Source organism: Planctomycetota bacterium, assembly GCA_016125255.1.
In the GTDB taxonomy this organism is placed as follows: domain Bacteria; phylum Planctomycetota; class Phycisphaerae; order Phycisphaerales; family Zrk34; genus RI-421.
In genome coordinates this window covers 14,808-37,277 of record WGMD01000007.1, presented here as the reverse complement: position 1 = coordinate 37,277, position 22,470 = coordinate 14,808, and the positions used below count along the sequence as shown (strand labels likewise).

The 22,470-nt window shown below is 64.3% G+C and carries 18 protein-coding genes; 4 read left to right on the top strand and 14 right to left on the bottom strand.

The features are described from left to right. Positions 1-25 precede the first annotated feature (25 nt). Genes GC162_07865 through GC162_07850 form a run of 4 tightly spaced genes read right to left on the bottom strand, consistent with a single transcriptional unit; the run spans position 26 to position 4,435 of the window. Entirely contained in the window at positions 26-835 is an 810-nt protein-coding gene (locus tag GC162_07865) for a prepilin-type N-terminal cleavage/methylation domain-containing protein (GenBank protein ID MBI1368557.1), read from the bottom strand. Next, complete coding sequence (locus GC162_07860) at positions 832-2,268, bottom strand: DNRLRE domain-containing protein (protein MBI1368556.1); 1,437 nt, start codon at positions 2,266-2,268, stop codon at positions 832-834. Before GC162_07860 ends, GC162_07865 begins: the two co-directional genes overlap by 4 nt. 8 nt (positions 2,269-2,276) lie before the next feature. Further along, entirely contained in the window at positions 2,277-3,911 is a 1,635-nt protein-coding gene (locus GC162_07855; protein MBI1368555.1) for a hypothetical protein, read from the bottom strand. Continuing rightward, complete coding sequence (locus GC162_07850; GenBank protein ID MBI1368554.1) at positions 3,908-4,435, bottom strand: sigma-70 family RNA polymerase sigma factor; 528 nt, start codon at positions 4,433-4,435, stop codon at positions 3,908-3,910. Before GC162_07850 ends, GC162_07855 begins: the two co-directional genes overlap by 4 nt. Before the next feature lie 208 nt (positions 4,436-4,643). On the opposite strand from GC162_07850, the gene GC162_07845 reads away from it, so the two are divergent. The 4 genes from GC162_07845 to GC162_07830 all read left to right on the top strand — a co-directional run bounded on the left by GC162_07845 (position 4,644) and on the right by GC162_07830 (position 10,328). Then, positions 4,644-6,518: a TolC family protein gene (locus tag GC162_07845; GenBank protein MBI1368553.1), complete on the top strand. Its 1,875-nt coding sequence runs from the start codon at positions 4,644-4,646 to the stop codon at positions 6,516-6,518. Beyond that, positions 6,490-8,319 carry an HlyD family efflux transporter periplasmic adaptor subunit gene (locus GC162_07840; GenBank protein ID MBI1368552.1) on the top strand — a complete coding sequence of 610 codons (1,830 nt, stop codon included), beginning with the start codon at positions 6,490-6,492 and terminating at the stop codon, positions 8,317-8,319. The genes GC162_07845 and GC162_07840 overlap by 29 nt, the downstream gene beginning before the upstream one ends. An 11-nt stretch (positions 8,320-8,330) precedes the next feature. Further along, a complete protein-coding gene (locus tag GC162_07835) occupies positions 8,331-9,050 on the top strand; it encodes an ATP-binding cassette domain-containing protein (protein ID MBI1368551.1) in 720 nt (239 codons plus the stop codon). Between the two features lie 84 nt (positions 9,051-9,134). After that, positions 9,135-10,328: an FtsX-like permease family protein gene (locus tag GC162_07830; GenBank protein ID MBI1368550.1), complete on the top strand. Its 1,194-nt coding sequence runs from the start codon at positions 9,135-9,137 to the stop codon at positions 10,326-10,328. A gap of 36 nt (positions 10,329-10,364) precedes the next feature. Here the strand turns inward: GC162_07830 and GC162_07825 are convergent, their stop codons facing one another. From GC162_07825 to GC162_07780, 10 genes are all read right to left on the bottom strand, one after another. After that, positions 10,365-13,580 carry an FtsX-like permease family protein gene (locus tag GC162_07825; GenBank protein ID MBI1368549.1) on the bottom strand — a complete coding sequence of 1,072 codons (3,216 nt, stop codon included), beginning with the start codon at positions 13,578-13,580 and terminating at the stop codon, positions 10,365-10,367. Beyond that, the gene (locus GC162_07820) at positions 13,577-14,272 is read right to left on the bottom strand and encodes an ATP-binding cassette domain-containing protein (protein MBI1368548.1); all 696 of its coding nucleotides are present in this window, start codon (positions 14,270-14,272) and stop codon (positions 13,577-13,579) included. The genes GC162_07825 and GC162_07820 overlap by 4 nt, the downstream gene beginning before the upstream one ends. Beyond that, complete coding sequence (locus tag GC162_07815; GenBank protein ID MBI1368547.1) at positions 14,265-15,548, bottom strand: AMP-binding protein; 1,284 nt, start codon at positions 15,546-15,548, stop codon at positions 14,265-14,267. Before GC162_07815 ends, GC162_07820 begins: the two co-directional genes overlap by 8 nt. 5 nt (positions 15,549-15,553) lie before the next feature. Then, the gene (locus GC162_07810; protein MBI1368546.1) at positions 15,554-16,150 is read right to left on the bottom strand and encodes a hypothetical protein; all 597 of its coding nucleotides are present in this window, start codon (positions 16,148-16,150) and stop codon (positions 15,554-15,556) included. A 76-nt stretch (positions 16,151-16,226) separates the two neighbouring features. Next, positions 16,227-16,670, bottom strand: coding sequence for an acyl-CoA thioesterase (locus GC162_07805; GenBank protein ID MBI1368545.1), 444 nt, complete (start codon positions 16,668-16,670; stop codon positions 16,227-16,229). Continuing rightward, entirely contained in the window at positions 16,667-17,974 is a 1,308-nt protein-coding gene (locus tag GC162_07800) for a glycosyltransferase (GenBank protein ID MBI1368544.1), read from the bottom strand. The genes GC162_07805 and GC162_07800 overlap by 4 nt, the downstream gene beginning before the upstream one ends. Then, positions 17,971-19,257 carry an FAD-dependent oxidoreductase gene (locus GC162_07795; protein MBI1368543.1) on the bottom strand — a complete coding sequence of 429 codons (1,287 nt, stop codon included), beginning with the start codon at positions 19,255-19,257 and terminating at the stop codon, positions 17,971-17,973. The genes GC162_07800 and GC162_07795 overlap by 4 nt, the downstream gene beginning before the upstream one ends. After that, complete coding sequence (locus GC162_07790; protein MBI1368542.1) at positions 19,238-19,819, bottom strand: hypothetical protein; 582 nt, start codon at positions 19,817-19,819, stop codon at positions 19,238-19,240. The genes GC162_07795 and GC162_07790 overlap by 20 nt, the downstream gene beginning before the upstream one ends. A gap of 8 nt (positions 19,820-19,827) precedes the next feature. Then, positions 19,828-21,141, bottom strand: coding sequence for a radical SAM protein (locus GC162_07785; protein MBI1368541.1), 1,314 nt, complete (start codon positions 21,139-21,141; stop codon positions 19,828-19,830). Between the two features lie 32 nt (positions 21,142-21,173). Then, complete coding sequence (locus GC162_07780) at positions 21,174-22,334, bottom strand: PQQ-binding-like beta-propeller repeat protein (protein ID MBI1368540.1); 1,161 nt, start codon at positions 22,332-22,334, stop codon at positions 21,174-21,176. Between the last annotated feature and the right edge of the window lie 136 nt (positions 22,335-22,470).

Genomic DNA, 22,470 nt, shown 5'->3' with positions numbered 1-22,470 from the left:
ATCGTGGCGGGGAAGTTCGCGCGGTTTACCAGTAGTTGTCGGCACTGCCGGGGGCAGGGTAGCTCACGCGAAGTTTGATGTCGGAGGCGGGAGCCCAGAGGACGTGTCCGTCGATGTAACCGTTGTGCGTGCCTTCAGGGAAGTTCTTCTGCACGTCGTACAGGTGATTGGAGCCCCAGCGATTGCCGCTGCTGTAGAACACGCCGGCGTACTTGCGGTTCAGGTCAGTCCACATCAAAGGTACGGCGGGCTTGTCGCTGGCGCGGGTGGCGAAGACGGTTCCTTTGTTGGGGAGGCCCGGATCGACGACGCCCAGCAGGAAGCTCGCCTTGTCGACGATGCCGTGTGAACAGAGGTAAAACCGCCCCATGACCATCGTCTGCGCCGTGTTCGGATCATTCGGATTGGTGCGGTTGAAGTAGTACAGATCGTCGTCATTCCAGATGGGGTTGTTGGGCGAATAGAACTGATTCCGCACCAGGCCATATTCGTTCATCATGTACTTGCGCCAGTACGTGTAGACGTGATACAGATATGCGCTGTCAGATCCGACCCTGTCGTTGGGTCCGTCGTGTAGCAGCGCGGGATAGAAGCCCTTGTTTTCGACGGCGTAAGTGAGCGTGACCTGCGTGAGTGTGCGGATGTCGACGCCGCAGGTGACTTCCTTGGCGGTCTGCCGGGCTTTGCTCAGCGACGGAAGCAGAATGGCGATGAGCAGCGCGATGATCGCCACGACGACGAGGAGTTCGATGAGCGTAAAAGCTTTGCGGAGCATGGGTCTTCTTCCTTGAAAGCTGAGGGATGACCATCCCTGAGCTTTCAGCAGACGGTTCATCGGCGGCGGCGCGCGAGCGTGATCATGCCCAGCGCCATCAGCGCGAGCGATGAAGGTTCGGGGATCATTTGCAGGTATGCGGCGTCGACGGCGAAGTCACCGTTGCCGAATTCGGTTTCGAAGATGACTTCGTTGATGCCGGCTTGCGCGGCGCTCGTCGGGGCGCCGCCCTGGAAGGCGTTGACGCCCATTGCCGAGAGCAGGAACGTCGTGCCGTTGGCGCCGGACAGGAGCACATCGTACGTCGGCGTCGCGGTGCCCCAGCCCTTGCCGATGATGCGCAGGCGGTAGCTATTGATGACGTCGTCTGTGAAGTCGAGGTTGTTGTTGGCGTCGTTGGAAAAGGCGACGCTGCCGGCTGCGAGGATCGTGACCCATGTGCTGTTGTTGAACACCTGCACGGCGCCTTGGCCGTTGACGCGCATGTTGATCTGGCCGGACCCGTTCAGGGCGGTCATGATCAGGTTGAACCCGCGGTCGTTGGCGCCGCCGCCGCCGTTCTCGGTGGCGAAATAGGTCTCGAACATGAAGCTCGAACCGGCGGCGTGGACGGTCTGGCGCAGGTCGGCCTCGCCGGTCTTGGACGTGTCGAGGAATGCGGCTCGGGCGGACCCGCCGGTCAGCGCGGCGTGCGTCGAGGCGACCGTCGAGTTGTTGGTCCAGCTTGTGAAACTCGTGCCCGAGCCCAGCTCCAGATCGCCGTTGGCCAGCAGATTGTTTTCGACGATCTGCAATGCGACATGCGGCGTCGAAGGCGAATTGTTGGTGCGGATCGCATGCACGACCGTCTGCGTGCCGAACTGGGCGGTGTTGCGGCCGATCATGATCGTGTTGAGGTGATTGGCGTCATTGACGACGAAGTCGAGCAAGCCCGCGGAGGAGAAGGTCTGCGTAGTGGTGCCGCGGCCGGTGACGTTGAAGTTGCCGAGACTGGTGGACTTGGCGGGGTCGAAACCGGCGGCGGACCCGGCGCCGGAGGCGATGTTCGCCGGCGCGATCGGGCCGGGCGATGAGGACCACGTCGCCGTCGCCTCGCTCCAGTTGTCCAGCCCGTTGTCGGTCAGCCCATACACGCCGAAGTTCCATGTGCTGTTAGTGTCCTCCGTCCCGCCGGCGGCGACGAAGGGCAGGGCGAGCGTGGCGGAGACGAACTGCCGGCCGGAGCGTGAGGACGTGTCGAATTCCAGGTACGCTTTGCGGTTGAAGTTGTCACCGTCGGCGACGTTCTTGATCTCCATCGTCGTCGCCGAGCCGAACGGGCCGGCCAGCGACGAGTGGATGTAGGTGTCCTGCGTGGCGGTGAAGCTCGCCGTCACCGCGGCGCCTTGAGCAGCCGACATGCTCAACCCCGCGATGCACAAACCCGCCGCGATCCGAACCCATCCGCCGTGTTGTTGGCCCGCTTCCTGTCCTTTTGCTTTCGTCATGATCATGCTCCTCTTCAGTTATTCTCATTCACTGAACCTGGCTGAAGGTCGATCAGCGCATCGCCGAACACCAGCCAGTCGTATGCATATCCGTTGCCCCCATCGGAGGCGATCAGCGTCAGATATCGCGCGTCCGGCGAGAGCGTCACATGAATCGGCGTCACGCCCCGCGCGCTGTTGAAGTCGCGCGCCTCAAAGCGGCTCTGCCCATCGACGAGCACGAACACATCCGCTGACACATGCTGTTTGGTCTGCGGGTGAATCCCGTTGACGTTCTCGACGTTGGCGACGGTCGCGGTGAACTCGGCCAGGTCCCAGCCGGGATTGAGTTCACGCATGGCGGCAAGGTCGAAGGTGATCCCGGCGTTGGCGTGCATGCCGATGAGGCCCGCGCCCTGCGGGCTGATCGGCGAGGGATGCGCGATGCTCTGAAGCCAGTCGCCGCTGCGCGCGTCGCCGAGCCGGGGCTTGCGGGCCCAGATCGCGCCCAGCGCATTGTTATCCGTCTTCGTCGGCAGCATGAATCGTCCGCCCATCGAGTCGATGATCATGCCCTTGTCCGATGCGGTCGGCACGAACACGCCGTCGATGCACGGACTTTCGACGACGAGCAGGTAGCGGCCGGACCCGCGGCCGTTGACTTCGCCGAAGGTGCTCACGCGGGCGCCGTTGAGCGGATTGATCCCGCCGTGCGCGGGTCCGTTGACCGCATCGCTCCCGTCGCCGCCGGCGACGAGGTCGACGAGACTGACGGTGCGGCGAAGATGACGCACAAAGGGCAGCGAGCGCACCGCCACATTCGTCGGCTCCCCGCTGCCGGCGAGTCCGATGCGGCGGCCTTCGTTGGCCGAGAGCGTCAGCGTGCGCGGACGCTGATCGCGGGCGTCGAAGTATTCGGCTTCGACGCGGCCGGTGAACACGGCGACGGTGGTGCGGCCGACGTCGTCGACCTGCACGCCGAACTCGGTGCCGAGGTCTTTGACATGAGCGCTGGGCGTGGCGATGGTGAACCCGTGTGCGCGGGTCGGAACCTGCGCGGTGAGTTTGCCGTGCTTCAGGTCGCCGTGCATCGGGTCATGCAGGTCGAATTCGCTGGGGCCTTCCAGCAGCACGGTCACGCCGTTGTAGTAGATGATCTGCGCGACGCCGGCTTTGAGCTTGAGCAGGCCGGGACTCAGCGGCGAGCCGACCGACAGCGGCCAGGCGCTGTCCTCCCACACCGCGTCCTGCACCTCGCCGAGCACCGCGATGCTCCGATCCTCCGCCGGGCCGATGTCGACGCTCCGACCGGCGTCGATCGTCATGCGCCGGGCTTCGCGCGTGTCGTCAATCCGCCCGCTGCCCTGGTAGACCCATACCCCGAGCATCGCTCCCGCGATCGACGCCAGCAGCAACACCATCGCCGCGATCCGCCATGCGATCCGCCAACCCGTCATACGCATCGGTCGCAGGTCCGTCTCGAGCGCCGGCTGCGCGATCGACTTCCAGCGCACCTCCCACTCAAGCGTCGCGTGCATCTCCATCATCGCGCGGTACTGCGCCCGCAAGTCGGCATCGTGCGCCATCCGTGCGTCGAGCTGCGCGAGCTGCTCGTCGCCGAGACGCCCGTCAAAAAGCGCTTCCAGAAGCGGGTCATACCAGTCTTTCATGACCGGCCCTCCGCGCGCATCGTCCGCTCGACGCACTCCGCCAGCGCCTTGCGAATCCGGTATATCGCCTGCGAGATCGAGCCGACCGGCCGGCCCAGTTGAGCCGCGATGGCCTGCACCGATCCATCGGGACTGTAGCGGCGGAGCAGCAGGTCGTGCTGTCGGGCCGGCAGCTTGTTCAGACAGCCGTGCAGCGCTCGCCGCCGATCCTCCGCCGTGCCGCTCTCGCGGATGGTTTCCTCCGCAAGCTGTTCGGTCACCGTGTCGGAGAACCGCAGCCGATCGCGCCCCCGGTCCCGCCGGTGGGCCAGCACCTGGTACTTCGCCACCCCGCACGCCCACGCCAGAAAATCCCGGCCCTCCTCGTACTCCGCGGATTTCTCCCAGAGCACCAGGTTGGTCTCCTGCAAGACATCATGCGCCTGATCGAGGTCGCCGACGAGCGTGGCAATATATGCGTAAACCCTGCTTTGACAGGTGGTAAGCTGCTGAACAAACCGGGCTGTGCGGTCGGGCGAACTCACTTTCGCAGACTCCGGGACGTGTGCCTCTACCTTAGATTACCGCCCCGGGCACGAATCTCACCATGAATTTTACCTCATTTACCAACCCTTGCCGATAAGGTCATGCCCTGACCTGACACGTGTCATCTACGCTATTTACCTGCGGGCGAACCCGGATAAGATAGTCACAGTACATACTGTGCCATCCCACCGCTCACTTGAGGTTGATTTGAAGCAATCGCGCGCCATTGTCATTTTTGTGCTGGCGATTGTCGGCTGCGGGATTCTGAGCGGGTGTCAACCCGCCGATTACCGCAAAGACGCCGACAAAGTCACCGCGGACCTGCTCAAACAGGGGCAGGCCGAGGCGCTGGGACACAACGAACCGTTCACCATCGAAACCCCCGCCGACACCCTCCGCCGCCGACTCATCTCCCTCCAGAATCTGCCCATCGCCGGTCCCGAATCGATCGGCTCCGACCAGCTCAAACCCATCGCCCACTGGCCCGAAAAAAACTACCCCGCCCGCGCCCCCAGCGAGGCCGAGTTGGCCGCCCCCTTTGAAAGCGGCAAGCCCGTCAAGCTCACGCTCCTCGAATCCCTCGCCGTCGGCGCCCGCAACAGCCGCGAGTATCAGAGTCGCAAAGAAGATGTCTTCCGCACCGCGCTGGACCTGGACCTGAACCTCGACGAATTCCGCAACACCTACACCGGCCTCATCGAGTCGATTCTCTCCACCGACCACGCGAGCGGCGCCCCCACCACCGGCAACCTCACCTCCGGCACTTTCCGCGTCGACAAGAAATTCGAGAGCGGCGCCATCCTCACCGGCCGGCTCATCGTGGACCTCGCCAAGCTGCTGTCCTCCGATGGACAATCCTCCGTTGGTATTTTCAGCGATGTGTCGGTGACGATCCCGCTCATGCGCGGGGCCGGCGAGTACATCGTGCGCGAGCCGCTCACGCAGGCCCAGCGCGATCTGGTCTACGCCTTCTGGAACTTCGAGCGGTTCAAGCGCCAGTTCGTCGTCAACGTCGCCAGCGATTATCTGTCGGTGCTTCAGAACGAAGACCAGGTGACCAACGCGGCCGGCAACTACGAGCGCCTGATCACCAGCGCCCGCCGCGCCCGCCGCCTCGGCGATGCGCAGCGGCTTTCTTCGATCGAAGTCGACCAGGCCCAGCAGGACGAACTGCGGGCGCGCGAGAACTGGATCAAGGCCCAGCAGTCGTATCAACAGGCACTGGACCGCTTCAAGATCACGCTGGGCCTTCCCACCGATGCGAACATCGCGCTGGACCGGATGGAGCTCGAGCGTCTGGCGGCCAACGCGCGGAAGGTGCTCGGCGAGCCGGACGAACTGGCCAAGGCGGCGGCGAACGCACACGCGCCGAGTCTGGCGGCCGACGCGCCGGTGGTCCTGCCCGAACCGGACACCAAAGGCGCGGGGCCTTACGAGATGGCGGAGAGTCAGGCGGTCAAGTTCGCGCTGGACAACCGCACGGACCTGCGTGTGGCGCAGGGTCAGGTGTACGATGCGCAGCGGGCGGTGGTCGTGGCGGCGGATGCGCTGAAGATGGGCGTGAATCTGGTGGGCAATGCGTCGATCGGCCAGACGCGCGGCATCGGTTCGGCGACGCTGCCCGATGCGCAGCTTCGCCCCTCGCGCGGGTCGTACAGTGCGGGGCTGGAGCTGGATCTGCCCTGGGAACGGACGGCCGAACGCAATATCTATCGCGATTCGTACATTAATCTTGAGCGTTCGGTGCGTGATGTGCAGGCGCTGGAGGACCAGATCAAGCTCGATATCCGCAGCGGCTTGCGGCAACTGCTTCAGGCCCGCGAGAGCTATAAGATTCAGGTGGTGGCGATGCAGCTTGCCCGGCGACGCGTCGACTCAACGAAGCTGTTTCTGCAGGCCGGGCGCGCCGCCATTCGTGACGTGCTCGAAGCCGAACGCGACCTGCTCGACGCTCAGAACGCGCTGACCGCATCGCTCGTCGACTATCGTGTCAATGAACTCCAACTTCAGCGGGACATGGGCGTCCTGCAAGTCGATTCGAAAGGACAATGGCGTGAGTTCAACCCCAACGAGTCTCACTGAAGCGCAAGTCCGGCCGCGCGGCGGATGGCTCAAGCGATGGGTCTGGGTCGGGGTGCTCGGCTGCGGCGTCGGAGCCGTCGTGCTGGTGGCGATGCTCATGGGCAAAAGCGCCCCCGCCACCGATCGATGGGCCAATGCCCCGACCTACGAAGTGAAGCGCGGCCCGCTGACGATCAGCGTCGACGTCGCCGGCTCCGTCCGCTCCGCGCAGGCGATCGTCATCAAGAGCGAGGTCGAGGGCCGCGCCGCCATCCTCTCGCTCGTCGAGGAAGGCACGATCGTCAAGCAGGGCGATCTGCTTGTCGAACTCGATTCGTCCACGCTTGCGGACAAGAAGATCGACCAGGAAATCGCCTACCAGAACGCCGAGTCCAACAAGATTCAGGCCAGCGAGAATCTCGATGTCGCGCGCAAGCAGGCGCAGGCCGACATCAGCGCCGCGGATGTGGACCTTCAACTGGCGCAGCTTGATCTGAAAAAGTACATCGAAGGCGAATACCAGAACGAACTGGCCGACGCTCAGAAAGCCATCTCGATCGCCGAGGCCAAACAGAAGCTCGCCGCCGAGAAGCTCGAATGGTCCAAGAAGCTGCAAGCGGAAGGGTACATCACGCTTAACGAGCTTCAGGGCGATGAGCTTGATGAGCAGAGCGCCCAGCTCGAAGTCGAAAGCGCGCATCGCGAACTGGACCTGCTCCGCAAATTCACCTACCAGCGCACGCTCGCGAAGCTTCAGAGCGATGTGGATCAGAAGACGTTCCTGCTGGACAAGACCAAGCACAAGGCCAACAGCAGCATCATCAACGCCGAGGCCGACCAGCGGGCCAAGGAAGCTTCGTTCAACCGCGAAAAAGAGAAACTCGGCAAGCTCAACGACCAGATCAGCAAGTGCAAGATCTACGCGCCCGTCGGGGGCATGGTCGTCTACTCGACGGTCGGCTCGCAGTCCTATCGCTCCAACTCCGACCCGATCGCCGTCGGCGTCGAAGTCACCGAGCGGCAGGAACTGATGCGCCTGCCGACGGCGGAGCAGATGATGGCCGACGTGAAGATTCACGAATCGGTCTTCAACAAGATTCACGAGGGTCTGCCCGTGCGGATCACCTCCGATGCGCTGCCCGGAAAGGTTTACGGCGGGCATGTGCATCGCGTGGCGACCCAGCCGGACTCGCAGAGCGTCTGGCTCAATCCCGATCTGAAGGTGTTCAACACCGAGATCGAGATCGACGGCGACACGCACGAGATGCGCCCCGGCATGAGCTGCCGCGCCGAGATCATCGTCGAGCAGCTTGACAATGCAATGTACGTCCCCGTGCAGGCGATGATGCGCGTCAAGGGTAAGCCGACGGTTTACCTGCTCGGTCCCGACGGCCCGCAGCCGAGGCCGGTGAAGATCGGGCTCGACAACAATCGCATGGTGCACATCATCGAAGGCCTCGAGCCGGGCGAACACGTGCTGCTGACTCCGCCCTTGGCGCCGTCGCGCGTCGAAGGTACGAGCGGCCTGCCGGAGATCAACACCAAGCCCAAGCACAACAGCGAGAACGCCGGCCCGGACGCCAGCGCTCCCGCAACCTCCGGCCCCACCGGCGGCGAGGCAGGCCCCGGTGCAGGCGAGCGGCCCAAGGGCTCCTACAAGCGGCGCAAACCCGACGGCGGCGATGCCGGCGCCGCAAGTGACAACGGCGGCGCGACAAGCGGCGGCGATGGCGAACGTCATCGCCGACCCGCCGACGCCTCAACCCCTTCGACCGGCTCCGACAACGCCGATGCCAAACCCGCCCGAGCGTCTCAGCCATGACGGATGCGACGATGGTTCTCGAACCCGAAGCGCCGCCGGCGCACGGCCGCGATGACGCCGTCATCGAGCTGCGCGATGTCCGCAAGATTTATCGGATGGGCGATAACGAAGTGAAGGCGCTCGACGGCGTCTCGCTCAAGTTTCGGCGCGGCAGCTTCTGGGCCATCCTCGGCGCGTCCGGCTCGGGCAAGTCCACCATGCTCAATCTGCTCGGCTGCCTCGACCGCCCCACGACCGGCCAACTGCTCATCGAAGGCGAAGACATCGGCCAGATGAATGACGACCGGCTCAGCCATCTGCGCCTCCGCCGGCTGGGCTTCATCTTTCAGAGCTTCAATCTGATTCCGCAATTGACCGTGCGCGAGAACATCGAAATCCCGATGCACTACATGGGATGGGACGCGCGCAAGAGCGCTCGACGCGCGGCGGAGCTGGCGGGCATGGTCGCCCTCGGCGATCGGCTCGATCACCGGCCGATGCAGCTTTCCGGCGGACAACAGCAGCGCGTCGCCATCGCCCGCAGTCTCGCCAACGATCCGTCGATCATCCTCGCCGACGAACCGACCGGCAATCTCGACACCGCCACCAGCGTCGCCATCATGAAGCTCCTCACCGAGCTGCACAAGCAGGGCCGCACCATCGTGATGGTCACCCACGAAAACGACATCGCCGCCTACGCCAGCCATCGCCTTCACATGCGCGACGGCCGCGTCGACCGCATCGAGCAATAACCCATGACCGTCGTGCTTCTCATCCGCGAGATTCAGCTTGGCATCAAGAGTCTGCTTCTGCACAAGCTGCGCTCGATGCTGACGATGCTCGGCGTGGTGTTCGGCGTGGGGTCGGTCGTGGCGATGCTCTCCGTCGGCGAAGGCGCGAGCCGGCAGGCGCTTCAGCAGATCGAAAAGCTCGGCGCGCACAACGTGATCATCACCTCGATCAAACCGCAGGAGGACGAGCGCGCCACCTCCGCGAGCCGGCGGACGTTCATGAGCATCTTCGGACTGCTGTATGCGGACGAACAGCGCATCGCCGAGACGTGCCCGGACGTCGAGACGACGGTCCCCGCGAAGATCAATCGCGTCGAGGCCCGGCTGGGGGAGCGGGCGATGGATGTGCGGCTCGTCGGCACGACGCCGGGGTGGTTCGATCTGGTGGAGCGCCCGCTGCTCGCCGGTCGCGTGATCACGCAGCACGATGAGGAGACCAGTGCGAATGTATGCGTGCTGGCCGAGCAGGCGGCAAGGCAACTGCTCGCCGGCGCCAACAGCATCGGGCAAACCGTCACCATCGGGTCCAACGCCTTCGTCGTCATCGGCATCGTGCGGACCGAAGACGCCAGCGGCGGCGGCGTGCAGACGCCTGACGAACCGACCGATGCGTACATCCCGCTCTCCACCGCACGCATGCGCTTCGGCGATCTTTACACAAGCCGCGGGTCCGGCTCGTACGTCCGCGAGCAGGTCGAACTGCACAAGCTCATCGCGCGCGTTGATGAAATCGAAAACGTCGAACCCACCGCCGACGCCATTCGCACCATGCTCGAACGCTTTCACAAGAAAACCGACTACCAGATTTCCGTGCCGCTTTCGCTCTTGAATCAGGCCCGCGAAACGCAGCGCATCTTCAGCATCGTCCTCGGCTCCATCGCCGGCATCTCGCTCCTCGTCGGCGGCATCGGCATCATGAACATCATGCTCGCCTCCGTCACCGAGCGCACCCGCGAGATCGGCATCCGCCGCGCCATCGGCGCCAAACGCAAGCAGATCATCGGACAGTTCCTCATCGAAACGATGGTGCTCTCATTGATGGGCGGCCTCATCGGCGTGGGACTGGGCATCCTCATCCCCGCCATGATCACCCACTTCGCGCACATGCCCACCATCGTCACCCCCAGCTCACTCATCCTCTCGCTGGGCATCAGCGCCTGCGTCGGCATCGTCTTCGGTCTCTACCCCGCCTACCGCGCCGCCATGCTCGACCCCATCATCGCTCTGCGTCACGAATAGCTTTTCGCCGCTTGCGGCTTAGCACTCCCTCACTTCTCATTCATTCCGCAGCGCCGCCGTCAATCGCCCGCGCAGCGCCGCCGCCGTCGCCGCGGCCGTCCACACCAGCCCGCTGACGATGACGCCGACGAGCGTGACGATCATCATCCCCGCCGGCGCCCCCGCCTGCGAAAGCGACGGCACGATCGCCACCGCCGCCGCGATGACGCCCACCGCCAGGCCCAGCATCAACAATCCCCAGTGCTCCGCCAGCACAAGCCAGATCAGCGACCGCTTCGCAAATCCCAGCGAGCGCATCAGCGCCAGTTCGCTCCGCCGCTCCAGCACGTTGCGCGCGGCGACGAGCCCGAGCCCGACGCACCCGAGGATGAGGCCCAGTCCGCCCAGCGCCGCGAAGATCGACAGGTACGTGTTCTCCACTTCGCTGAACATCGCCAGACGTTTCGCCGTCGTCATCGATTCGATGCCCGCATCGGCCAGTGCCCGGTCCAGCGCGTCTTTCACCGCGTCAACCCGTTCCGGGGGCGCGTCGATGAGCATGACGCGCGTGCCGCCGATGCTCGGGTAGCGCTCCTCGAACTGATCGTTGGCGATGAGCATGAAGCCCTGCATGACCGACGGCGGCAGCACGCCGACGAGCTTGAGCTTGTACGGCCGGCCGCGCTCGTCGGTGTCGTCAAGCGTGTCGCCGATCGACAGATGCATGATCCACTGCGCCACCGCCGCGTCCATGATCGCCGGCGTCGAACCGTCCTTCTGCTTCTCGCTGAGCTTCGCCCACTCGCCGTCGAACGCTTGACGCGCTTGAAGCTTCCGCGGGTCGACGCCGAGCAGCGGGGGCGTGCGCGGCTTGTTGAGATTCAGACAACTCGCCTCGTCGCCCGCCCGCAGCCGCATCGCCAGCACATCGACATCCTTCATCGCCGCTTCGTCGATCCCGTACGCCGCCCGGCCCTCCGCGGTGTTCAAGTTGTGATACACCGGCAGCGTCGTCTGCGCGAAAAGGGCGTACCCGCCGGTGCCGAGGCGCGAGGCCTGATTCGGGTCATGACGGAAGGCGTTGATCGAGACGACGAGGAACGACCCGCACGCGAGCATACTGATTGTGGCCAGCGAGCGTCCGCGGCGTCTACCGCTGTTCCGCCAGCCGAGCGAGCCGAGCGTCATGTGTGCCGACTTGCCTTCGCCGGCCCCGCGCAGCAGGCGCCCGCACAGGCACAGTCCGCCGATGAGCAGCAGCGAGCCGGCGGAGAAAAAGCCCTCCGCGTCGGCGGACTTGCCCTCGGCGATGAGCGTGACCACCGTGCCGACACCGGCGATGAGACAGAAAATCCCGATCCAGAAACCCCACTGTTTGCCGCGTTTTTCGTGCGCCGTCTCGATGCCGAAGCGGGCAGCCATCAGGGCGCGTGCCGGCTGCCGTGCCGCCTTGCGGAGGGACCAGGCCATCGTGCAAAGCGCGACGATGACGCCGATCGCCCCGCCGGTGATGAGCGTCATCGGGTCGGCGTGATAACGCAAGCTTGTCTGCGCCACCGCACCGCTCCACTGTGAACCGAGCGCACCCAGAACCAGATGCGTGTACCCGATCGCCAATGGCAATCCGATCAGCGCGCCGATGATCGCCAGCGCGCCGCCTTCGAGGAGCCAGAGCCGCCGGACGCGCTTGGGCGTGAAGCCCAGGGCCAGCAGCGTGCCGATCTCGCTGCTGCGCTGCTCGACGCCGAAGGCGAACATCAGCGCGGTGAGCACCATGGCGGCGACGATGAGGAAGAAACTCAGGCCGATGAACAGCCCGCCGAAGTCCGTGCCCTGCTGGCTGGCGGCGATGGCGGCGTCTCGCACGGGCGTGATGACCAGCCCGAGCGCCGCCGGGTTCATCGCATCGTGCACCTGATGCGCGATCGTCTTTGCGTCATGATCCTTCGCCGGCCAGCGCACGGCCGTCAGCTCCCCGAATCGGTTGGCCCAGTGCTGTTTCGCCCAGGCCAGCGAGACGAATGCCTTGGGCGCCCCGCGATGTTCATCCCAGTATTTTTCATCCTTGTCGCGGATGCGCTTCAGGTCGATCGGAATGCCCGGCTGCCAGTCCAGCGCCTTGTCGACATCCGCGAGCCCCGGAAACATCGGCATCAATTCGCGATCGCCGCCGGGGCCTTCGGCGGGCACGATCGCGCTGACGGTGAAGTCGGAGGATTGCTCCACAAGCTGGCGCTGATCGCCGAGCACGAAGTATTTGAGCGTCAGCTTGTCGCCGACCTTCGCGGCCAGATCATCGGCGAGCCATTGGGTGATGACCACGTTGTCGTCATTAATGTCCGCCCGCGCGGTGACCATCGAATACGGCGTCACATGTTCCGCATCTTTGCGCAGTTCGTTGACGAAGTACGTCAGCACGGGCGTCGCATCGTCGCCGGTCTTCATCGCAGCGTCGACAATCGGGCGATCGAGAAAGACGCGCCCGCTGCGCAGTTCGACGAGGCCGAGCTTGTCGAGCGTGCGGATGTCGACATCGATGTCGGCGAGCCGCCAGCTTGAAGCGATCGCGGCGTCGGCGGTTTCGGCGCTCACCTCGCCATTGAGCAACAGCAGATTCGCCCGCCCGGCGAGCTTCGCCTTTTCCTGTATCAGCTTGCGGGACACGAACGCATTGAAGGGCGGAATCTGATTGGCCAGCAGACTGAAGGGGCCCATGTGATCTTCATCCGCGATCGCGCTGACGGTGAGACTCACGCTGATCGAATCCTCGGCTTCGGAACCGAGCGGAATGTCGCGCGGCAGGGCGCTGGGTTTGGCGAGTCGCAGCACGACACGTTCGCCGACGGTGGCGCGAAGCTGCGCCGCGAGTCGCTCATTGAGCACGACGCCGTCGTCGGGCAGCGGGACATCGCCGTCGCCGAGTTTCCAGAACGCCGTATCGACACCGAGCACGTGCACGCCCGCTGCGCGGTGCTGCCCGCCCTGCGCCGACGCCACGCCGGGCACATCGACGACCGCCGCCGCATCGCAGTTGAGTTTCTTTGCGATTTCGTCCGCGAGCTGCGTCGTGAAAAAGCGATCGGCGGTGTTCATCGCCAACGTCGTCTTGCCGAGCCGGGCCAGGGCGATATGACGCAGAGAAGCGCGGACGGAGTCGCCGACGATCATCGCTCCGGCGAGCACGGCCGTCGCCACCGCGGCGGCGAGCGCGACGCCCAGATGCGTCCGCCAGTAGAAGCGCAGTCCGCGTTGGATGAGCTTGATGCTTTTCATGACGCCTTCGCCGCCGCCAGTTCGCCGTCGCGCAGCTCCATCACCTGTTGCATCAACTTCGCCAGGTCCGGCGCATGCGTGACGACGATGAGCGTGACGTTCTCTTCGCGATTGAGTTCGACAAGCAGTTGCGCGAGGTTTTCGGAGGAGGCACGATCGAGCGAGCCGGTCGGCTCGTCGGCGAGCAGCAGGGCGGGCTCATTGATGAGCGCCCGCACCACGGCCGCACGCTGGCGCTGCCCGCCGGATAGCTGGCCGGGGCGATGGTGCATGCGATCGGCGAGGCCCACGCGTTCGAGCAGCCGCTTGGCCCGCGCCTCGGCGTCTTTCGATTTGCTCACGAGCGTCGGCACCATGACGTTTTCGAGCACGGTGCACTGGGGCAGCAGATGATGCTCCTGAAAGATGAAGCCGAGGCGCTGATTGCGAATCTGCGCGAGGGCGCGGTCGTCGAGCGTCGCCAGATCGCGGCCTTCGAGCAGGACGCGCCCGCCGGTGGGCCGGTCGAGCGTGCCGATGATGTTCAATAGCGTGCTCTTGCCGCATCCGCTGGGCCCGATGATCGCCAGCGACTGTCCGGGGTTGAGCGTCAGGTTCACATCCCGAAGCACCGGCGGCGCGTCCGAGCCCTCGACGGCCTCGTAGTGCATCGCCACGTGTTCGAGCACGAGCAGGGGGTTTGCGTCATTCATGTTGCAATCGGATCCAGCGTTTGGACTTGAACTCGAACCGCGGCAGCGACCCCGCCGCCGCGACTTTCACCTCCGCCCGCAGATGCAGCGCATCGCGAAGCTCCCGCGCGATCCTCGCCGCCAGCGCCGCGCCGTTCGCGCCCGCCGCCGGCTCGACCGTGATCGTGATCTGAGCCATCGGCCCGCGCGCGTCGACCTCCACACGATATTCCGCTACTTCCGTATGGGCACGCACCAGTTCGTCAATCGCCGAAGGAAACACGTTGACCCCGCGCACGAGCACCATGTCATCGCAGCGCGCGAGAATGCCGCCGACGAGCGCCATTTCCGCGCGCCCGCAGGCGCATGTCCGTCGCGGGCCCATCTCGACGAGGTCGCCGGTGCGATAGCGCAGCAGCGGCGAACCGAGCCGGCCGAGCGTGGTGAGCACCAGTTCGCCGCGCTCGCCCGGGCCGACGGGCGCGAGCGATTGCGGATCGATCACCTCGGCGAGGTAGCTTCGTTCGATGACATGCAGCACGCCGGGTTGGGCGGGGCATTCGATGGTCACCGGGCCGACTTCGGTCATGCCGTGATGATCGAACACGCGGGCGCCGTTCCATGCGTCGCTCATGCGCTTTCGCATCACCGGCACCGACCCGCCGGGCTCGCCGGCGACGATGATCGTCGTGATGGCCGACGCGGTCAGGTCCACGTGATGTTCCGCAGCGACGTGTGCCAGGTGCATGGCATACGTCGGCGTGCAGCAGAGCACGGTTGCGCCGGTGTCGAGCATCATGCGGAGTCGCGCCATGCTCGAGAGTCCGCCCCCGGGCAGACACAGGCAGCCGATCTGCGTCGCCGCCTCGAACGCCGTCCAGAACCCGAGGAACGGCCCGAACGAAAACGCGAACATGATGCGCGCCGATGCATCGACCTTCGCCGCTCGGAACACTTCCTTCCAATTATCGAGCATCCATTGCCAGCTCTCGGGCGTATCGAGCCAGCGCATCGGCGCGGCCGTCGTCCCGCTCGTTTGATGAAAGCGCGTATAGCGCTCCAGCGGATACGTGAGGTTCGAGCCGAAGGGCGGATGGGCCAATTGATCGGCGACGATCTGCGCCTTGCTCGTCAGCGGCATCGCGCGACGGAACGCTTCGATGCTCACGCCCTCATGCAAAAGCCCCGCCGACTTGAGCAGCGGGGCGTAGTAGCGGTTGCCGTCGCGCAGCGCGTGCAGCAGGGCATTGAGCTTGCCATGCTGGTCGGCCTCGATGGCGGCGGGCGCGTCGGTCATGACGCTCACTTACTCTGCGCGGCGGAAGTCTCAGCAGGCGCGACGGCAGCGTCCGCGGCGGCCTTGATCTGCGCCGCCGGCGGCTTGGGCCCGGGCTTGTAGTACGTCACCATCGCCGCACCGATCACCGCGACGAAGATGCCGGCCCAGAAGAGCGGGTGAATCGAGCCCCAGCCGTCCTTGGGCGGATGGAACACGAGCGCGACGAGCGCGTTGACGATCGGCGCGCCGGCGAAGACGACGCACATGACGACCGGGATCATCCACGGCCGCGAACCCACCGCGCCCATGCCCGAGAGGACGAAGAACGCGCCGAAGGCGCCGAGCGTGCCGGCGAGCAGCGAGTACATGATGCCCTTGGTCGGAAACGCCCATGACGCCCCGCCGACGCCCATGAGCACCATCGGCGCCAGGATCGCCACGATCACATACGCCACGCCCACGAAGATGTACGCCTTGTACCGCGAGTACGGGTCGGACGCGCCGCCCATCTCGAGGCCCGCCGTGTGCATCGCCACGCCGTAACAACCCCAGAACACCACCACCAGCAGGGCGAAAACCAACCACATCATGTTGCCTTGTGAAGACGCTGAGTCGGGCATGACAGTCTATCCTTTGTGAAAAATGTCTCGTGTCCGCAGCGGGCCCGCCTGTGCGTCCGCCCGCCGATCAGGGATTTCATGAAGACGCTGTATCGCTCCGCGGCGCGACCGCAAGCTGTTCTCGAATCACCGGGTCGATCGGCACCGCGTACATCCTACCGTCCGCATCCCGCTGTGTGCACACCGTCGTCATCGAACCGCGCGCCACCACCTTGCGGTCGCTCTTTCGCGTGAACTCGAAGCCGAAGACGATCGCCTTCGTCCGCATTTCCCGCACGATCAGGCGCACGTCGATTTCATCCTCGAAATACAGCGGCGAAAGGTAGTCGCATTCGACATGCACGCGGGGCCAGCAGAAGGGATTTTCGCCGGGCTTCTGGGCGACGGACAGGCCCATGCGGCGGAACAGATCGTGCTCCGCCGCCTCCATGTAATGGAAGAACTTTGCGAAATGCACGATGCCCGCCATGTCCGTGTCGGAAAATTCGACCCGCCGCGGCACGGTATGTTCACTGATCATGACAAAGCTCCGGCCCGCTGGGCGCTGAGCGATTCAAGAACGTCCATCACCTGCCCCGCCATGCGCTCGACGGTGAAATCGGCGAGCACACGCTGCCGCGCCGACGCCGCCATTGCGCGCGATTCTTCTTCACGCAGCAGGAGGATCTCGATCGCATCGGCGAGCGCGTCGACGTTGTCCGGCTCGCACAGTATCCCCCCGCCGAGTTGTTCGAGCAATTCGACAAACGCTCCGTGCCGCGGCTGAACGATCGGCACGCCGCTCGCCAGCGCCTCCAGCACATACAGTCCGAACGACTCGCCATATGTCGCCGGCACGCTCATGACCGACAGCGATCGCAGGAACGCCTGCTTGCCCGCATGGTCGACATTCACGCTGATCTGGACATCGTCGATGAATCCCGCATCGGCGAGTTTCTTGCGCTGCATGTCGACGAACGGGCGGTCGTCATGGGTCATCGCCCCTGCGAGTTTGAGCTTCACCGGCCCGACGCGGTCGCGCTTGCGGAGCGCGATGTACGCATCGACAAGCGTGTCGAGCCCTTTCGCCTTGCACAGCCGCGCGAAATATCCGAGCGCGGGCGGATTCGGCGGCGTGTCCGCAACTTCGTAGCCCCGCGTGTCGATCCCGTTGTGAACGACATGCACCTTGTCCGGGTCGAGGTCCATCCGCCGCGTCATCACTTCGCCGTAGTACCGGCTCACCGCGATGAACGCATCGACATCCTTCGCTCGCTCGCGCATCAGATTCCATGCCTGCTCCCGATACGGCTCCACCAGCGAATCCAAAAACGCATCTTCCCCCGCGAGCGTGCAGACGACTTTTGCCCCGGTTTCCCGGCGAATCCGGCGGGCCATGCCGATGAGCATGGCGTTGGACAGCTTGACGACGTTAACATGGTGCCGCGTCTTGACGAAGTCGATGAGGCGGGTCAGCTCCTTGTTCTGAAGACCCTGTTCGCCTTTGAGCATCGACACGGTCAGTTCGCCCAGATCGCGCGCGCTGGTCATGCCCGCCCGGTTCGCCGCCCATGTGAGCAGCGCCGGCGACGCGAAGAGATGATCCACCCAGCGCGGCGTGTGACGGAAGAGCGGGATTTTCTGTTCGAGATAGACGTTGATCCCGCCGAAGAAAATCGGCGTGTCGCCCGCCGCCGGTTCTTCGTCCACCACCTGCGGCAGATACAGCGGCACCATCAATACATCATGGCCCATCCGCCTCAGCGCATGGACAAGCGCATTGTCGCGGACGCAGTTGCCGCAATGAAAGTTGCCGGTGCCGGGTGTGAGCTGCACGATGTTCATGCGGTTAACGTCGACGCGGCATGGGAGGAGACCAGCGGGCGACCATGCTCCAGCGCCGCCGGCACCTGCGCGAACTCCGCCACGGCGTTGAACAACGGATCGAAATCACGCGCGAGATTGCCGATGAGGCAGTCCGTCAGATCGCCGCGCAGGTGCGGGTGCTTTTTCAAGAGGTCGCTGAACTTGAAGGTTTCATCGTAGAAGGCGTACACCAATCGGCGCATCGCCTCGATACCCTTGCACAACTCGCGGCTGTACGGCACAAACCGCTCGGCCCGAACGTCGCCGCTCTGAAGCGCCTCGTCGATGGCGTCCGCCGCCATCACGCCGCTCTGCAGCGCCAAAAACACGCCCGACGAGAACACCGGATCGAGAAACGCGAACGCATCGCCGACGAGCAGCAGTCCGTCGGCCGAGCTGTGGCGCGAGCGGTAGGAGTAGTCGCCGGTGACGCGGCAGGGGGCCATCTTTCTCCCCTCCGCAACGTGGTCGCCGACCCACTTCTGAATCGCGATCTCGCGTTCGAAGATCGCATCGGGATCGCCCTTGGAATCGCGGTACAGGTAATCGCGCTCCGCCACGACCCCGACGCTGACGATGTCGTCCGGCAGCGGGATGTACCAGAACCAGCCATTATGCGGCACATACGCCACGGTCGTCGCGCCCTCGTCGAGCCCTTCGTCGCGCTTGGCGCCCTTGTAGTACGACCAGATCGCGATCTTCTTGAGCGACTTGTCCGGCACGCGCCAGTCATTGGCCTTGACGGCGAACATGTCGCGCCCGCTGGCGTCGATCGTCATCGCAGCGCGCAGCTCGATCATCTTGCCATCGCTTCCCATCGCGCGGACGCCGACGACCGTACTGCCTTCGCGGACAAGCTCCTTCACCGCCGTCTGCATCAGGACCTTCGCGCCCTTTTCAAGCGCGTTGTCGAGCAGCATCTGATCGAACTCGCTGCGGACGACCTGCCAGGTCTTCGCGCAATCGTGCTCGGTGTGCTGGAAGAAGTAGAACGGCTGCGAGACATTGCCATTGACGCTCACGAACTGCACGCTGTACTTGCGGACGAAGTGCGACGCCTTGAGCTTGTCGATCATGCCGATGCGGTCGAGCGGGAACCAGCAATAAGGGATCAGCGACTCGCCGATCTTGTATCGCGGGAAGGATTCCTTTTCGAGAATCATCACCCGCCGGCCCTTCATGGCCAGCGCGGCGGCGGCGGCGCAGCCCGCGGGGCCCGCGCCGATGATGATGACATCAAGCTCACTTTCCGGACGGATCATGTTCGCATTCCTCAAAGGGGGGCAGAATTTCGACGACCTCGGCGAGCACGCGCCGGCTCGCGTCGCTGAGCGTGTTGTGTCGGCCGTAGAGCACCCGATCGCTGGTCATGCCGAATGCGCGCCGGGTCAGCGGATCGCTCTCGATCGAGAAATATCCGCTGGGCCGGCTCGTGTGATGAATGGCAAAGTCGTGCAGGATCGTGCCCAAGGGGCGATGCCCTTCGACGATCAGCGCTCGCGGCCCGACGTCAAAGTGATCCAGATGAATGCGGATCGCGCCGAATTCCATCGGCGTGCCGGCGCCGTTGGCGATCAGCACCACCTCGCGGTACAGGGCGCTTCCTTCGATGTGCCGGGCCAGCAGCTTCAGATGAATCTTCCTGTTGCAGAATGCTTCGAGCGTCGGCGTCATGTCGTGCGTATGCACCAGCAGTCGCCGCTGCGGCTGGGGAATCCGCTCCGGCTCCACCGCCTCGATGTGCGGCAGCACGTCGCCCGCCGTCCGGTAAAACTCAGACAGCGGCGTGAGCAGATTCGCGATCTTGTCGAGCAATGGCGTCATGCGGTTCCTTACACGTAACGATCGCCCTGGTGCTCAGGCAGGAAGAATTCGTGCAGCATCGTGTCCACCTGAAGCAGCGCATCGCGATCGAGCGTGATGGCGTCCGGTCCGACGGTCAGAAAACCCGCCTGTTCATACTTGCCGAACGGCCCGGCGAAGCGCTCCGCGATGTTCACGCCGAATTTGTTCATGAAATACGCCCGCTCCAGCCGGCCGGTCTTCATTTGCAGAATCATCTCCCGAATCAGCGCCTCGCCGTCGTTGATGGCATACCCGCGATGAATCGGCAGCTCGCCCGCTTCGACGCGCTGCACGTAGGTTTCGATGTGCTTTTCGTTCTGGTAGTGCGCCCGGTTGATGTGCCCGAAGCTCGACACGCCCAGCGCGAGCAAGTCCGCCCCGCGCCAAAGCGCATCGCGATACACGAAGCGCGTCGTCGCCGGGTTTTTCACAGCCGTGTAGGCGCTGCTGATCCCGTAGCCGACTTTCTCCAGCTCGTCGAACGCGTACTTGACCCATCGCCGCTTCGTATCCCAGTCCGCCACGGGAGCCGTCAGCTTGCCCTCCACCTTCATGCGCTGGTAGATCGTCGTGTTGAACGGAATCTCCATCTGATAGATGGTCACGCAATCGGGATCGAGGTCGATGGTTTTGCGGATGTTTTCGATCCAGTTCTCCTGCGTCTCTTCGAGCATGCCGGAGATCAGGTCGATGTTGATCTGCGGGAACCGCACGTTGCGGGCCCACTCGTAGGCGGCGAAGACCTGCTTGGACAGGTGCGCCCGGCCGTTGATGTCAAGAATGTGGTCGTTAAAGTTTTCGATGCCGAAGCTCAGACGGGTGACGCCCATCTCGCGAATCGCTTCGACTTTCTTTTCGTTGAGCGTGCCCGGCTCGCACTCGAAGGTAACTTCCTCGACGGCGTCCCAGTCCAGCACGTCTTTCAAACCCTGCGTGAGTTCGAGCAGTTGTTTTGCTGACAGATACGACGGCGTGCCCCCGCCGAAGTAGACGAAGCGCGGCGTGCGCCCGTCGAGAAACCCGCGTTTGGCATACATGGCCAGTTCGCGCTTGACCGCATCAATGTACTGCCCGATCGCGGCGGCGTTGCGATCCGTGTACACCTTGAAGTAGCAGAAGTGGCAACGCTTGCGGCAGAAGGGAATGTGCACGTACAAGCCGAGCGGATTGCCTGCTGCGGGTCTGCGATTGAGAGCGCCATCGACCGCGCTGACCGCCGCTTCGTTCCAGTACGCGAAGGGCGGATAGTTGGACACGAAATAGTTGCCGGCCTTGGTGTTGCCCTCGGCATCGGTTTCGATGGGCAGGGGGCGCACGGTTTGCGTCAGTGTCGTCACGGTTTGTCTCCAAACGCGTAAACGACGCCGTCTTCGGCGCCGATCACGATCAGTCCGTCAATCACGGCCGGCGACCCGCTGATCGCCTCGCCGATTTCGTATGACCACGTCTGTTTGCCTTCCGCCAGATCGACGATGTAGAGCCGCCCGTCGGCGGACCCGACAACGACGTGCCCGTCAGCGATGACCGGACTCGAATCGATCTTGCCGCGCGCGGAAAAGAGCCATTTGACCGAACCATCGGCGCGATGGAGGCAGTGCAGCCGCCGATCGCGCCCGCCGAAGACGACCAGCTCATCGGTCACGGCGGCGCTGGAGCGGTACTCGAAATTGCGATCCTTGTATCGCCATGCGATGTCGCCGGTGTTGACATTCGCCGCGACGAATTCGTTGCCGAAGTGTCCGACGTAGGCCATGTCGCCGTCGAGGGCGGGCGTGGCGGCGACGATCGAGCCGATCTCGATGGTGCGGCGTTCGGAACCGTTGTCGAGGTCGACGATGTGCAATGAGCCGTCGCATCCGCCGAAGGCCGCAACGCCGTTGTGAATCGCGGCCGAGCCGTTGATGGGGTCGGACGTTTCGTAGTGCCAGACTTCCTTACCGTCGGCGGCGTTGAGTGCGTGCAATGTGCCATCGTAGGAACCGATGAGCACAAGCCGGCGCTTGCTTGCGGCATCGTCGACGGCGACGGCGGCGCCGATGATCTTGTCATTGGTGGCGAACTTCCAGGCGAGCTTGCCGGTGGCGGCGTCGAGCTTGTAGAGATTCGTGTCGGTCGAGCCGATGTACACGGCGTCGCCGTCGATCGTCGGCGGGGCTTCGACCGTGTCCTCGGTCATGAAGGACCAGAGGAGCTTGCCGGTCATTGCGTCGAGCGCGAGAAGCTGTTTGGAATCGGAGCCGATGAAGATGCGGCCATCGGCGATGACGGGCGAGCTTTTGACGGGGCCCTCGGTTTTGTAGGACCACTTGAGCACCGGGTCGGCGGGGAGTTTGGCCTTCGAGACGCCGTGCATCGCCTCATCGCCGCGGTAGATCGCCCATGCGGTCACGCCCCCGGAAATTTTACTCGTCGCACCGGGCGCAGCGGGAGCGTCGGACGCCGAGCAAGCGGCGATCCCACACAGGCACAACATGGCCAGACAGCGGATCCACATAGGCGCATTTCGTTGCGATTCGATGCGAAAAGTATAGCGCCCGGCGACTTGATACGCAAGCGTATAATTGCTGAAAATTGCCGGTTTTTACAAGCTGGCGGGGGAACTTCAGTTCCCCCGGGATACCCAGATGTGC